Annotated in this window: 12 protein-coding genes; 3 read left to right on the forward strand and 9 right to left on the reverse strand. The window is 57.9% G+C overall.

Annotated features, from left to right (window positions below; genetic code table 11):
• Positions 1 to 8 precede the first annotated feature (8 nt).
• The 9 genes from bamA to rpsB all read right to left on the reverse strand — a co-directional run bounded on the left by bamA (position 9) and on the right by rpsB (position 9,946).
• A complete protein-coding gene (gene bamA / locus IEQ42_RS02665) occupies positions 9 to 2,399 on the reverse strand; it encodes an outer membrane protein assembly factor BamA (RefSeq protein WP_210702465.1) in 2,391 nt (796 codons plus the stop codon).
• 74 nt (positions 2,400 to 2,473) lie between these two features.
• Entirely contained in the window at positions 2,474 to 3,826 is a 1,353-nt protein-coding gene (rseP, locus tag IEQ42_RS02670) for a sigma E protease regulator RseP (RefSeq protein ID WP_210702466.1), read from the reverse strand.
• Between the two features lie 54 nt (positions 3,827 to 3,880).
• A complete protein-coding gene (ispC, locus tag IEQ42_RS02675; protein WP_210702467.1) occupies positions 3,881 to 5,071 on the reverse strand; it encodes a 1-deoxy-D-xylulose-5-phosphate reductoisomerase in 1,191 nt (396 codons plus the stop codon).
• Positions 5,068 to 5,874: a phosphatidate cytidylyltransferase gene (locus IEQ42_RS02680; protein WP_150594528.1), complete on the reverse strand. Its 807-nt coding sequence runs from the start codon at positions 5,872 to 5,874 to the stop codon at positions 5,068 to 5,070. The genes ispC and IEQ42_RS02680 overlap by 4 nt, the downstream gene beginning before the upstream one ends.
• Positions 5,874 to 6,629, reverse strand: a complete 756-nt coding sequence (gene uppS, locus IEQ42_RS02685; protein WP_042557877.1) for a polyprenyl diphosphate synthase — start codon at positions 6,627 to 6,629, stop codon at positions 5,874 to 5,876. The genes IEQ42_RS02680 and uppS overlap by 1 nt, the downstream gene beginning before the upstream one ends.
• A gap of 14 nt (positions 6,630 to 6,643) precedes the next feature.
• Positions 6,644 to 7,201, reverse strand: a complete 558-nt coding sequence (gene frr, locus IEQ42_RS02690) for a ribosome recycling factor (RefSeq protein ID WP_042557876.1) — start codon at positions 7,199 to 7,201, stop codon at positions 6,644 to 6,646.
• Positions 7,198 to 7,941, reverse strand: coding sequence for a UMP kinase (gene pyrH, locus IEQ42_RS02695; protein ID WP_003222124.1), 744 nt, complete (start codon positions 7,939 to 7,941; stop codon positions 7,198 to 7,200). Before pyrH ends, frr begins: the two co-directional genes overlap by 4 nt.
• Positions 7,942 to 8,149: 208 nt before the next feature.
• Complete coding sequence (gene tsf / locus IEQ42_RS02700) at positions 8,150 to 9,013, reverse strand: translation elongation factor Ts (protein WP_042557875.1); 864 nt, start codon at positions 9,011 to 9,013, stop codon at positions 8,150 to 8,152.
• Between the two features lie 192 nt (positions 9,014 to 9,205).
• Complete coding sequence (gene rpsB / locus IEQ42_RS02705; protein ID WP_042557874.1) at positions 9,206 to 9,946, reverse strand: 30S ribosomal protein S2; 741 nt, start codon at positions 9,944 to 9,946, stop codon at positions 9,206 to 9,208.
• A gap of 375 nt (positions 9,947 to 10,321) precedes the next feature.
• Here rpsB and map point away from each other — a divergent pair, with 375 nt between their 5' ends.
• From map to dapC, 3 genes are read left to right on the forward strand one after another with little or no spacing between them, the layout of a single operon-like run.
• Entirely contained in the window at positions 10,322 to 11,104 is a 783-nt protein-coding gene (gene map, locus IEQ42_RS02710) for a type I methionyl aminopeptidase (RefSeq protein WP_042557873.1), read from the forward strand.
• Positions 11,105 to 11,144: 40 nt separating this feature from the next.
• Entirely contained in the window at positions 11,145 to 13,847 is a 2,703-nt protein-coding gene (locus tag IEQ42_RS02715; protein ID WP_210702468.1) for a [protein-PII] uridylyltransferase, read from the forward strand.
• Between the two features lie 43 nt (positions 13,848 to 13,890).
• Entirely contained in the window at positions 13,891 to 15,090 is a 1,200-nt protein-coding gene (gene dapC, locus IEQ42_RS02720; RefSeq protein WP_210702469.1) for a succinyldiaminopimelate transaminase, read from the forward strand.
• Positions 15,091 to 15,126: the final 36 nt, after the last annotated feature.

Genomic DNA, 15,126 nt, shown 5'->3' on the forward strand with positions numbered 1-15,126 from the left:
TCAGACGCTTAGAACGTCTGGCCGAGGGAGAATTGGAACACTTGAGTTTCAGCGTCATCCGGTTTCTTGATCGGCATGGCCAACGCGAAGCTCAGAGGACCCAGCGCGGTGACCCAGGTCACGCCCACACCGACGGAGCTTGCCATGTTGCTCAGGCTGATGTCGTTGCACTGAGTAGCGGAAGTCGAACCGACGGTAGCGTTGGTAGTCTTCTCGCACTTGGAGTCGAATACGTTACCCACATCCCAGAATACCGAAGTACGCAGGGAGCGCTGATCTTTGACAAACGGCAGCGGGAACAGCAGTTCAACACCACCCTGGATCAACACGTTACCGCCAAATGGCAGCGGATCCTGATCCGGGTCGGCCAGCGTACCGGTGTTACCGGTCTTATCTGCGCCACGACTCGGCGTGCTTCGCGGGCCAAGCGTACTGTCCTTGAAACCACGAACCGAGTTGAAACCACCAGCATAGTAGTTTTCATAGAACGGCAAGCCGTCAGTCGAACCGTAACCATCGCCATAACCGAGTTCGGTGTGCAGACGCATGGTGTAGTTTTCGCTCAGCGGCTGGAACAACTGGCCACGGTAATCAAGTTTGAAGAACGACAGGTCGCTGCCCGGAATGGTGCTCTCCAGGGTCAGGCTCTGGGAACGGCCACGGGTCGGCAAAACGCCTTTGTTCAGGGTCGATTCGGACCAGCCGGCCGAAGCCTTGAAGTTCAGATAGCTGTCACCTTCCTTTTTGACGAAGTCAAAAATCTCGTCAACGGTGTATTTACCTGTATTGATCGTGTCTTGCTGAGCAGACAGACCGAAGGTCAGTCGCGAAGTCTCGCTGATCGGGTAGCCAACGTTGACACCGGCGCCCAGGCTGTCTACGGAGTAGCTCGAGATATCGGCATCGAGTTCATCGTAGTCAGTGGTGCGGTAGAACGCGTTGTAACCCAGACTTACGCCATCGGCAGTCCAGTACGGGTCAACATAGCCGAAGTTGTAGCGGCTCTGGTATTCGCTTCGTGTCAGACCGATGCTGACGCGGTTACCGCTACCGAGGAAGTTGTTCTGGGTGATCGAGCCGCCGAGGATCAGACCGGCACTCTGGGCGAAACCGACACTGGCGGTAATCGAACCCGAAGCCTGCTCTTCAACGCTGTAGTTCACATCAACCTGGTCATCGACACCCGGAACGGCCGGGGTTTCGACGTTGACTTCTTTAAAGAAGCCCAGACGCTCAAGACGGGTCTTGGACTGGTCAATCAGGTAGGTCGAAGCCCAGCCACCTTCCATCTGACGCATTTCACGACGCAACACTTCATCTTCCGACTTGGTGTTACCACGGAAGTTGATGCGGTTGACGTAGGCACGCTTGCCCGGATCGACGGCAAACAGGATGTCCACGGTGTTGTCATCATCGTGCGGCTGAGGCACCCCGTTGACGTTGGCGAAAGTGTAACCCTCGTTACCCAGACGACGGGTGATCAGTTCAGAGGTTGTGGTCATCAGCTTGCGCGAGAACACCTGGCCTTTCTGCACCAGCAACAAGGACTTGATCTGGTCTTCAGGAACTTTGAGGTCACCGCTGAGTTTGACGTCGCGAACGGTGTACTTCTCGCCTTCGGTCACGTTGACAGTGATGTAGACGTGCTTCTTGTCCGGGGTGATGGACACCTGGGTCGAAGCGATATCCATGTTGATATAGCCGCGGTCCAGATAGTAGGAACGCAGACGTTCCAGGTCACCGGACAGTTTTTCACGGGCATATTTGTCATCGTTCTTGAAGAACGACAGCCAGTTGGTGGTCTTCAGCTCGAACAGGTCGGTCAGGTCATCCTCAGGGAAAACCGTGTTACCCACCACGTTGATGTGCTGAATGGCCGCAACAGTGCCTTCGTTGATCTTCACTTTCAGGCCGACGCGGTTACGCGGCTGCGATACCACTTCGGTATCGACCGTAGCCGAATAGCGACCTTGCGCGACGTACTGGCGCTGCAGTTCGTTACGCACGCCTTCGAGGGTGGCACGCTGGAAGATTTCGCCTTCGGCCAGACCGGACTGCTTGAGGCCTTTCATCAAGTCTTCAGTGGAGATCGCCTTGTTGCCCTCGATCTCGATACTGGCAACCGACGGACGTTCGACGACCGTGATCACCAGAACGTTGCCTTCGCGGCCCAGCTGGATGTCTTGAAAGAAACCGGTTTTGAACAACGCACGAGTGGATTCCACCAGGCGACGATCATCCGCCTGCTCGCCGACGTTCAACGGCAAGGCACCAAAGACACTACCCGCGGAGACCCGCTGGAGGCCATTGACGCGAATATCAGAGATGGTGAAGGACTCGGCGTGAACTTCGGCGATCATCAATACGGTGAGAACCGCAGTTAGCAGCAGACGTTTCATGAAGTCCTTTCTTATTCCAACTGGCAATAAACAAACTGCCGCAAAATGCGGCAGATTCGCAATTCAGCGAAGCGTTACAGTCGACCCAGATCGTTGACCAGAGCAAGCAACATCACCCCGACCACCAAACTGATACCGATCTGTATCCCCCAACCTTGCACCCGATCCGACAAGGGACGACCACGCGCCCACTCGATCAGATAAAACAACAAATGCCCCCCATCCAGTACAGGAATGGGCAGCAAATTCAGAACACCCAGGCTAATACTCAGATAAGCAAGGAAATTCAGGAAATCAGCGACACCCGACTGGGCAGAAGCGCCCGCCACTTTAGCAATGGTTATCGGTCCACTCAAGTTTTTTACCGAGAGCTCGCCGAACAGCATTTTCTTGAGCGAATCCAGCGTCAGGATGCTCATGGTCCAAGTACGACGGGCGCCCTCGCCAATCGCGGCCAACGGGCCATAACTGACTTCGCGGATCATCTCCGGCGGCCAGTCGATCGCTTTGACACCTGCGCCCAGATAACCGCTTGGCGCCTTGCTTTCACCGCGCGCTGCCAAAGTGACAGGAACGTCGATTTGAGCACCATCACGTTCGACCCGCAGCAAGATTTTGGTATCAGGACGCGTACGAACGGTATCGACCACTTGCTGCCAGTCATTGAGCGCCTGACCGTCAAGAGACACCAGGCGATCACCGGCTTTCAGGCCAGCGGCCTGGGCCGGGCCTTTTGGGTCCAGCTCGGCGAGCACAGGTGGCAGGGCCGGACGCCATGGACGAATCCCCAGAGAGCGGATCGGATCAGGCTCATCAGCCCCCTTGAGCCATTTATCCAGCGTCAGCTCACGCGGCGAATCCGCCGTAGAGCCCTGCTCGCGCACCAGCACCTGCAGCGAGCCGCTTTCGCCGAGCCGGCGAACCAGCTGCAAATTGACGGCGGCCCAGCCGGAAGTAGGCTCGCCATCAATCGCGACGATCTCCTGACCTGCACCCAGACCAGCCTTCGCGGCGATGCTGCCGGATTCGACCGCACCGATTACCGGGCGGACCTGCTCACTACCGAGCATCGCCAATACCCAGAAGAACACCAGGGCCAGAAGAAAGTTGGCGATGGGGCCAGCCGCGACAATAGCAATACGCTGGCGAACGGACTTGCGGTTGAACGACTGATCGAGCTGATCAACCGGGACGTCGCCTTCGCGCTCATCGAGCATCTTGACGTAGCCACCCAGCGGAATCGCAGCGATGACGAACTCAGTACCTTGCTTGTCGTGCCAGCGCAGCAGCGGCATGCCAAAGCCTACGGAAAAGCGCAGAACCTTGACGCCACAGCGACGCGCGACCCAGAAGTGGCCGAATTCGTGAAAGGTGACCAGCACACCCAAGGCGATCAGGGTGCCGGCAATCATATAGAGCGCGCTCATCTACTTTCTCCGCAATCCTGTTCAGTGCTGCTTGAAACCATTGTGTTGCAAAACCTATCGGTCGTGACGAGCCAGCCATTGCTCGGCCAGAACTCGCGCCTTCGCGTCCGCCGTGAACACAGCGTCGAGATCATCCAGCGCTACGACCGGCTCGAGGTTCAAGACTTCCTCGATGATACTCGCGATTTCCAAGTAACGAACCCGTCCGTCGAGAAACGCTGCCACCGCCACTTCGTTGGCCGCATTGAGCATCGCCGGTGCGCTGTGGCCCACCTCGGCCGCTTGCCGCGCCAGACGCAGGCACGGGAAGCGCTCTTCATCCGGCGCTTCGAAGTCCAGACGCGCGATCGCAAACAGATCCAGCGGCGCGACGCCGGAGTCGATACGCTCCGGCCAGGCCAGCGCGCTGGCGATCGGAGTGCGCATGTCAGGATTGCCCAACTGAGCCAGGACCGAACCGTCGACATAATCGACCAGCGAATGAATCACGCTTTGCGGATGAATCACCACCTCGACCTGCGCTGGTTTTGCATCAAACAACCAGCAGGCCTCGATCAGTTCGAGACCTTTGTTCATCATGCTGGCCGAATCCACGGAAATCTTGCGGCCCATTGACCAGTTCGGATGCGCACACGCCTGCTCAGGTGAAACATGCGCCAATTCACTCATGGGTGTCTGCCGGAACGGCCCACCAGAAGCTGTCAGTAAAATCCGACGGACTCCGACCTTGCTTAATCCGCTGGCGAAATCCTGTGGCATGCACTGGAAAATCGCATTGTGTTCGCTGTCGATTGGCAGCAGCACCGAACCACTCTTGCGCACAGCCTGCATGAACAGGGCGCCGGACATGACCAGCGCCTCTTTGTTAGCCAGGAGAATCTTCTTGCCTGCTTCGACAGCCGCCAGCGTCGGACGCAGGCCAGCGGCACCGACGATCGCCGCCATGACCGCATCGACTTCCGGCGCAGAAGCGACCTGACACAAGCCAGCCTCACCCACCAGCACACGGGTCGCCAGGCCGGCTGCACGCAAATCGTCCTGCAAACCGCGAGCTGCAGCGACTTCCGGCACCACGGCAAATTGCGGCACGTGACGGATGCACAAGGCCAACAATTCGCTGAGGCGCGTGAAACCGCTCAACGCGAACACCTGATAACGCTCAGGATGACGCGCAATCACATCAAGGGTGCTCAGACCAATCGAGCCGGTAGCGCCCAGTACGGTAATCAGTTGCGGGCGGCTCACGGCGCAGCCATCCACAGCAACACGGCAAACACTGGAATGGCAGCGGTCAGACTGTCGATGCGATCAAGCACACCGCCATGACCGGGCAGCAGGTTACTGCTGTCCTTGATGCCGGACTGACGCTTGAACATGCTTTCGGTCAGGTCTCCCACGACCGAAATGAAGACGATCAGCGCAGCGCCAATCAGCCCCTTGAGCAACTCGGCCACCGTCCAGTCACGCACCAGGCCGACAATCGCGGTGATCACCAGGCTCAGCGCCAGACCACCGTAAACGCCTTCCCAACTCTTACCGGGGCTGACTTGAGGAGCCAACTTGCGCTTGCCAAATTTACGGCCAGAAAAATAGGCACCGATATCTGCGCCCCAGACCAACACCATGACTGCCATGATCAGCCAGTTACCCAGCGGGTACTGCTTGATCTGTACCAGACCTTGCCAGGCCGGCAGCAAAATCAGCAAGCCGATCACCAGTTTGGTGGCCGCACTGGACCAATGCTCACTGGAACGTGGATAGGTCAGCACCAGATACGTCGCGACCGCCCACCATAGCACCGAAGCACCGAGCACCCAAGGTGCGAGACCAGGCAGCACATACATGACGAACAGCATCAACGCGACGACAGCGGCAAAACCGACGCGGAACGATTGTGCAGTGAAGCCCGCGAGTCGCGCCCATTCCCAGGCGCCCAGGCTCACGACCAGACCGATGAACAGCGCAAAACCGGAACCTTCAAGCAGGAAAAACCCGCACAAGGCGATCGGCAGCAGGATCAGCGCGGTGATGATTCGTTGTTTAAGCATTAAACCCGGGCTCCAGCTTCGACCTGTTCGCTCGTTTTACCGAAGCGACGTTGGCGCGAAGCGAAATCGGCCAGCGCATTGCGCATGGCATCGTGTTTGAAGTCCGGCCAGAACAGGTCGGAGAAGTACAATTCGGCGTAAGCCAGTTGCCACAACAGGAAGTTGCTGATGCGGTGCTCGCCACCGGTGCGGATGCACAAGTCCGGCAGCGGCAGATCGCCGGTTGCCAGACAGGTTTGCAGCAGATCCGGAGTGATGTCCTCCGGACGCAGATGCCCGGCCTGAACTTCACGTGCAAGACGCTGTGCAGCTTGTGCGATATCCCACTGACCGCCGTAATTGGCGGCAATCTGCAGGATAAAACGGTTGGCACCCGCGGTCATGGCCTCGGCTTCGCGCATCGCGACCTGAAGCTCCGGATGAAAGCGCGAGCGATCGCCGATGATGCGCAGGCTGATGTTGTTGTCGTTAAGGCGCTTGGCCTCACGACGCAGCGCCTTGAAGAACAGGTCCATCAAAGCGCTGACCTCATCGGCCGGGCGCTGCCAGTTTTCACTGGAGAAAGCGAACAGGGTGAGCACCTCGACCTTGGCCTCGGCACACACCTCGATTACCGCACGAACCGCATCCACGCCCGCCTTATGCCCGGCGACACCCGGCATAAAGCGTTTTTTCGCCCAGCGATTGTTGCCATCCATGATGATCGCGACATGGCGCGGCACCGCGGACGGCGCAGTCTGCTTGGTCTTGTCCATTAAAAACTCGACCCTTATACGGCCATCAAATCCGCTTCTTTCTGCTTGGTAGCCGCGTCGATATCAGCCTCAGCCTTGTCGGTGAGTTTCTGAATATCGGCAGCAGCGCGACGCTCTTCGTCTTCGCTGATTTCTTTGTCTTTAACCAGCTTCTTCAAATCGCCCAGCGCATCGCGACGGATGTTGCGCACGGCAACACGAGCGTCTTCAGCGGCACTGCGTGCCTGCTTGGTGAAGCCCTTGCGGGTTTCTTCGGTCAGGGCAGGCATGGAGATCAGCAACAACTCGCCCAAGTTGGTCGGGTTGAGGTTCAGACCTGCGCTCTGGATCGCCTTGTCGACAGCCGCCAGCATGTTGCGCTCGAAAGCCACGACTTGCAGGGTGCGCGAGTCTTTTACGGTGATGTTGGCCACCTGGGTAATGGAGGTATCAGCGCCGTAGTACGGCACCATTACGCTGCCCAGAATGCTTGGGTGAGCCTTGCCGGTACGAATCTGACCAAATGCGTGGGCCAGAGAGTCCAGGGATTTCTGCATACGCTCTTGAGCGTCTTTCTTGATTTCGTTGATCATTGTTGACCTTCCTCGATCAGGGTGCCTTCAGCGCCGCCATGCACGATGTTCAGCAGGGCGCCGGGCTTGTTCATGTTGAATACACGCAACGGCATCTTGTGGTCGCGGCACAGGCAAATAGCTGTCAGGTCCATTACACCCAGCTTGCGATCCAGTACTTCATCATAAGTCAGATGATCGAACTTCTCGGCATGCGGGTCTTTGAACGGATCTGCGGTGTAGACGCCATCGACCTTGGTCGCCTTGAGGACGACATCGGCATCGATTTCGATTGCACGCAGGCAGGCTGCCGAATCCGTGGTAAAGAACGGATTGCCGGTACCGGCTGCGAAAATCACTACGTCTTTGGAGTTCAGGTGACGCATGGCTTTGCGGCGATCATAGTGATCGGTCACGCCCACCATCGAAATGGCCGACATGACGATTGCCGAGATATTCGCACGTTCCAGCGCGTCGCGCATGGCCAGGGCGTTCATCACAGTGGCCAGCATGCCCATGTGGTCGCCTGTCACCCGATCCATACCGGCTTTGCTCAAGGCTTCGCCGCGGAACAGGTTGCCACCGCCGATCACCAGACCGACCTGTACGCCGATGCCGACCAGTTGGCCGACTTCCAGCGCCATCCGATCCAGCACTTTTGGATCGATCCCGAACTCTTCCGAGCCCATCAGGGCCTCGCCGCTAAGCTTGAGTAGAATGCGTTTATAGCGAGCCTGATAACCACTGCCCTGCTGAGCCATTGCGAATCTCTCCTGCGGCGTATTTAAAATTCTTTGCGAGCTGTTTTCAGCTGGCGTTCACTCTAGCTTGGCGCTGCTTCAGCGCCATCGGAACATGGCTTTGTAAGTCAGTTCCAAGTGGAAACCAATAAATAATTGGTTACCCCATCTGAAAAGAGGCTGCGCGCGTGAGCGGGCAGCCTCTTTCGGGCGACAGTTGAAAACCGTCTTACTGCTTGGCGGCAGCCAGCTGGGCAGCAACTTCTTCAGCGAAGTTGTCGACCGGCTTCTCGATGCCTTCGCCTACTTTGAAGTAGGTGAAGGAAACGATTTCAGCGCCGGCTTTCTTGGCCAGATCGCCGACCTTGATTTCAGGGTTCTTGACGAACGCCTGCTCAACCAGGCTCGCTTCAGCCAGGAACTTGCTGATACGGCCTTTGATCATGTTTTCAACGATGTTTTCTGGCTTGCCAGCGATCTTGTCAGCGTTCAGGCTCAGGAAAACGCCCTTCTCACGCTCAACCGCTTCAGCGGAAACTTCCGATGGCAGCAGGAATTCAGGGTTGGTCGCCGCTACGTGCATGGCGATGTCCTTGGCCAGCTCAACGTCGCCGCCTTTCAGAACAACTGCAACACCGATCTTGTTGCCGTGCAGGTAACCACCAACAACATCACCTTCAACGCGAACCAGACGACGGATGTTGACGTTTTCGCCAACCTTGCCTACCAGTACCAGGCGATCAGCTTCCTGCGATTCGATCAGAGGCTCAACGGTAGTGAGCTTCTCGTCGAATGCTTTTTTGACGCTGGCAGCAACGAATGCCTTGAAGTCGTCTTGCAGAGCCAGGAAGTCGGTCTGCGAGTTCACTTCCAGCAGAACGGCAGACTTGCCGTCTTCAACCAGAGCGATCGCGCCTTCAGCAGCGACGTTGCCGGCTTTCTTGGCGGCCTTGATGGCGCCCGAAGCACGCATGTCGTCGATGGCTTTTTCGATGTCGCCGCCGGCCTTGGTCAAGGCCTTTTTGCAATCCATCATGCCTTCGCCAGTACGCTCACGCAGTTCTTTAACCAACGCTGCAGTAATCTCTGCCATTTTCAAATTCCTCTTGGATAGGTTTTCAACCATTCCACCCGATCGAACGGGCGTTCAATTCTTCCCGAAACACCCTTGTTAGCCGCTGCACGTTACAGATGCTGTAGCTGCGCTGTTAACAAATGGTTTTCGAGGTGGCAAAAAGGGGGCCAAGCCCCCTTTTTGCTTACTGAGTCAACGCCAGGGCGTCAATTACTCAGCTGCAGCTGCCGGAGCTTCTTCAGCTGCGAACTCTACAGTGCCGCCGCCAACATTGCTGCGACCACGGATAACAGCGTCAGCCATCGAACCCATGTACAGCTGGATAGCGCGGATTGCGTCATCGTTGCCTGGGATGATGTAGTCAACGCCTTCCGGGCTGCTGTTGGTATCGACAACGCCGATTACCGGGATGCCCAGCTTGTTGGCTTCGGTGATCGCGATGCGCTCGTGGTCAACGTCGATCACGAACAGTGCGTCTGGCAGACCGCCCATGTCCTTGATGCCGCCCAGGGAGCGATCCAGCTTCTCAAGATCACGAGTGCGCATCAGCGCTTCTTTCTTGGTCAGCTTGGCGAAAGTACCGTCTTCGGCTTGAACTTCAAGATCACGCAGACGCTTGATGGAAGCACGAATGGTTTTGAAGTTGGTCAGCATGCCGCCCAACCAGCGGTGATCGACGTACGGCGAACCGCAACGTGCTGCTTCTTCAGCAACGATCTTGCCAGCCGAACGCTTGGTGCCGACGAACAGAATCTTGTTTTTGCCCTGGGCCAGACGCTCTACGAAAGTCAGAGCTTCGTTGAACATTGGCAGGGTTTTTTCAAGGTTGATGATGTGAATCTTGTTACGCGCGCCGAAAATGTATTTACCCATTTTCGGGTTCCAGTAACGGGTTTGGTGACCGAAGTGCACACCGGCCTTCAGCATATCGCGCATATTGACTTGGGACATGATAGTTCCTTAATAAGTCGGGTTTGGCCTCCACGTATCCCAATGACCAACCAGTGGCATTAAGCCAAAAGCACCCAGGTCATCGTGTCGACACGTGTGTGGATTTAAGCCTTTCGGGGTATCCCCGGAAAGCGGCGCATTTTATATCACAAGGAAGGCAGAAACGGAACTCGAAATCTGCAATGACACCAAGGACATGGGCTCAGCCCTCTTGGAATCGGCGCCGCGGGCACCATTGTATAGACAGAAGCGATGCATGCAGGCGCGGATTTGCTCCTCTCGTCTGCTAGAATCGCGTTTTTCAGGGTCGCAAAAAACGCACACCTGCCGCCCTATCCGTAACAGCAAGCGCCGCCGAGCGCAAAGAGAGCCTGTATGACCGTTAACCTCAAAACTCCCGAGGACATCGCTGGCATGCGTGTCGCCGGCAAACTGGCCGCCGATGTGCTGGAAATGATTGCCGAACACGTCAAACCGGGCGTTACCACCGATCAACTGAACCAGATCTGCCACGACTACATCGTCGACGTGCAGCAGGCCATCCCTGCTCCGCTCAACTACAAGGGCTACCCGAAGTCGATCTGCACCTCGATCAACCACGTCGTCTGCCACGGCATCCCGAATGACAAGCCGCTGAAAAACGGCGACACCCTGAACATCGACGTCACCGTGATCAAGGACGGTTACCACGGCGATACCAGCCGCATGTTCCATGTCGGTGAAGTGCCGGTGTGGGCCGAGCGCCTTTCGCAGATCACTCAGGAATGCATGTACAAGGCCATCGAGATCGTCAAACCCGGCTGCCGGCTCGGCGACATCGGTGAAGTTATCCAGAAACACGCAGAAAAGAACGGCTTCTCGGTGGTTCGCGAGTTCTGTGGCCACGGCATCGGCAAGGTGTTCCACGAAGAGCCGCAGATCCTGCACTACGGCCGCGCCGGTACTGGTATGGAACTGAAGGCCGGCATGACCTTCACCATCGAGCCGATGATCAATCAGGGCAAGGCCGACACCAAAGTATTGGGCGACGGCTGGACCGCGATCACCAAGGACCGCAAACTCTCGGCCCAGTGGGAACACACCCTGCTGGTCACCGACACCGGCTACGAGATCTTCACCCTGCGTGCCGATGACACCATTCCACGCATCTCGGCCTGATCCACAAACGCTCCCAGCCTTATAGAAGGAAAGCCAATCGATGCCGCAGGTGGATCCCGAACTCTTCGACCGTGGCCAGTTCCAGGCTGAGCTGGCCCTGAAAGCGAGCCCCATCGCCGCCTTCAAGAAGGCGATTCGCCAGGCCCGCGAAGTGCTTGACGCACGTTTTCGCAGTGGTCGTGATATTCGGCGGCTGATCGAAGACCGTGCCTGGTTCGTCGACAATATCCTGCAAAAGGCCTGGGAGCAGTTCAACTGGAGCGAAGACGCGGACATCGCGCTAGTCGCAGTCGGCGGCTACGGCCGGGGCGAATTGCACCCCTACTCGGACATTGATTTGCTGATCCTGCTGGACAGCGCCGACCACGAAGTTTTCCGCGATTCGATCGAGCGGTTTCTCACATTGCTGTGGGACATCGGCCTGGAAGTCGGTCAGAGCGTTCGCTCGGTGGACGAATGCGCGCAAGAGGCACGCGCCGACCTGACCGTGGTCACCAACCTCATGGAAAGCCGCACCATCTGCGGCCCCGAGCGTTTGCGTCAACGCATGCTCGACGTCACCAGCACTGCGCACATGTGGCCCGCCAAAGAGTTTTTCCTGGCCAAACGCGCCGAGCAGAAGGCTCGCCACCACAAGTACAACGATACCGAATACAACCTGGAACCCAACGTCAAAGGCTCGCCCGGCGGACTACGGGATATTCAGACGATTTTGTGGGTTGCCCGTCGTCAGTACGGCACGCTGAATTTGCGTGCACTCGCCGGCGAAGGTTTCCTGGTGGAGAGCGAGAATGCGTTGCTCGCGTCCTCCCAGGAATTCCTCTGGAAGGTGCGCTACGCCCTGCACATGCTCGCCGGGCGCTCCGAAGACCGCCTGCTGTTCGATCATCAGCGTTCGATTGCAACGTTGCTGGGGTTCGAAGGCGATGACGCCAAGCACAGCATCGAAAACTTCATGCAGCAGTATTACCGGGTGGTGATGAGCATCGCCCAGCTTAGCGACCTGATCATCCAGCACTTCGAGGAAGTCATCCTCGCGCCGGAAGACGAAGCGCCGCCACAGCCGATCAATTCGCGCTTCCAGCTACATGACGGCTACATCGAAGCGCGCAACGACAATGTGTTCCGCCGCACCCCATTCGCCATGCTCGAGATATTCGTGCTGATGGCCCAGCAGCCGGAAATCAAAGGCGTGCGCGCCGACACCGTTCGTCTGCTGCGCGAACATCGTCACCTGATCGACGACGATTTCCGCAACGACATCCGCAACACCAGCCTGTTTATCGAGTTGTTCAAATGCAAGATCGGCATTCATCGCAATCTGCGACGGATGAACCGTTACGGCATTCTCGGGCGCTACCTGCCGGAGTTCGGTTTTATCGTCGGGCAGATGCAGCACGACCTGTTCCACATCTATACGGTCGATGCACACACGCTGAACCTGATCAAACACCTGCGTAAGCTGCAGTACACCCAAGTGTCGGAAAAATTCCCACTGGCCAGCAAGCTCATGGCCAAGCTGCCGAAACCCGAGCTGATTTATCTCGCCGGCCTGTATCACGACATCGGCAAGGGCCGGCATGGCGATCACTCGGAGATCGGCGCGATCGATGCCGAGGCGTTCTGCCAGCGCCATCAGTTGCCGGTGTGGGATAGCCGCCTGATCGTCTGGCTGGTGCAGAACCACCTGGTGATGTCGACAACCGCCCAGCGCAAGGACTTGTCCGACCCGCAGGTGATTCACGATTTCGCGCAGGCAGTCGGCGATGAAACCCGTCTCGACTATCTGTACGTGCTGACCGTGGCCGACATCAACGCGACCAATCCGACGCTGTGGAATTCGTGGCGCGCCAGCCTGTTGCGCCAGCTCTACACCGAAACCAAGCGGGCGCTGCGTCGCGGTCTGGAGAACCCGGTGGATCGCGAAGAGCAGATCCGCCAGACCCAGAGCGCGGCACTCGACATCCTCGTGCGCGGCGGCACCGATCCGGACGACGTCGAACAATTGTGGGCGCAACTGGGTGACGACTATTTCCTGCGCCACACCGCCGGCGACGTGGCCTGGCACAGCGATGCGATCCTCCAGCAACCCGTCGATGGCGGGCCGCTGGTACTGATCAAGGAAACCACCCAACGCGAGTTCGAGGGCGGCACACAGATCTTCATTTATGCGCCGGATCAGCACGACTTCTTCGCGGTGACCGTGGCGGCGATGGATCAGCTCAACCTGAACATTCACGACGCCCGGGTTATCACCTCGAGCAGTCAGTTCACCCTCGACACCTACATCGTGCTCGACAACGATGGCGAATCCATCGGCGACAACCCTGTGCGAATCAAGCAGATCCGCGACGGTTTGACCGACGCTCTGCGCAATCCGGACGACTACCCGACGATCATTCAGCGTCGGGTGCCGCGCCAGCTCAAGCATTTCGCGTTCGCGCCGCAGGTCACTATCCACAACGACGCGCAACGCCCGGTCACCGTACTGGAATTGACCGCGCCTGACCGACCAGGTCTGCTGGCGCGGATCGGCGGCATCTTTCTGGAGTTTGACCTGTCGCTGCAAAACGCCAAGATTGCAACGTTGGGCGAACGAGTGGAGGACGTGTTCTTTATTACTGATGCGAAAAATCAGCCCTTGTCCGATCCGCTGCTGTGCAGCCGCTTGCAGGATGCGATTGTCGAGCAGTTGAGCGTCAGCCATGAACCCGATATCAATCTTTCGCGCATCAGTATTTGAATGCGCGACCTGATTTAACTGCTTTGCACGAGACCCCGCAACGATGAACAACGCTCTGAACCAGCTCCAGCCCTATCCGTTCGAGAAGCTCCGCGCCCTGCTCGGCACCGTGACCCCGAACCCGGACAAGCGCCCGATCGCGCTGTCCATCGGTGAGCCGAAACACCGCTCGCCAGGCTTTGTCGCCGAGACACTGGCAAACAGTCTGGATCAGATGGCGGTGTATCCAACCACGCTCGGCATCCCGGCCCTGCGCGAAGCCATCGCCGGCTGGTGCGAACGCCGCTTCGGCGTTCCGAGCGGCTGGATCGACCCGGCCCGCAACGTGTTACCCGTCAACGGCACCCGTGAAGCGCTGTTCGCCTTCACCCAGACTGTGGTCAATCGTGGTGATGACGCGCTGGTGGTCAGCCCGAACCCGTTTTATCAGATCTACGAAGGCGCGGCGTTCCTGGCCGGCGCCAAGCCACATTACCTGCCGTGCCTGGACGATAACGGCTTCAACCCTGATTTCGACGCTGTTTCAGCGGACATCTGGAAGCGCTGCCAGATTCTTTTCCTGTGCTCGCCGGGTAACCCGACAGGCGCGCTGATTCCGGTCGACACCCTGAAAAAACTCATCGCCTTGGCAGATGAACACGACTTCGTGATCGCCGCCGACGAGTGCTACAGCGAGCTTTACTTCGACGAGCAGACTCCGCCGCCGGGCCTGCTCAGCGCGTGCGTCGAACTGGGTCGCAAGGATTTCAAGCGCTGCGTGGTGTTCCATAGCCTGTCCAAGCGCTCGAACCTGCCCGGTTTGCGTTCCGGCTTCGTTGCCGGCGATGCCGAGATCCTCAAGGGTTTCCTGCTATATCGCACCTATCACGGCTGTGCGATGCCGGTTCAAACCCAACTGGCCAGCGTTGCCGCCTGGAATGACGAAGAACATGTGCGCGCCAACCGCACCCTGTATCGCGAGAAATTCGACGCAGTACTGGAAATCCTCAGCCCGGTAATGGACGTGCAGCGTCCCGATGGCAGTTTTTATTTGTGGCCAAACGTGAAAGGTGACGACGCGACATTCTGCCGTGACCTGTTTGCCGAAGAACACGTGACCGTGGTGCCAGGTTCGTACTTGTCCCGCGAAGTGGACGGCGTCAATCCGGGCGCAGGCCGGGTACGGATGGCGCTGGTTGCACCACTTGCCGAATGCGTTGAGGCGGCACAGCGGATCCGCGCGTTCATTACTCGCCAACAGTAATCATGGCCCGCACCGGGCAATCCGGTGCGGGCATCA

The organism is Pseudomonas iridis (assembly GCF_017980685.1).
Taxonomy (GTDB): domain Bacteria; phylum Pseudomonadota; class Gammaproteobacteria; order Pseudomonadales; family Pseudomonadaceae; genus Aquipseudomonas; species Aquipseudomonas iridis.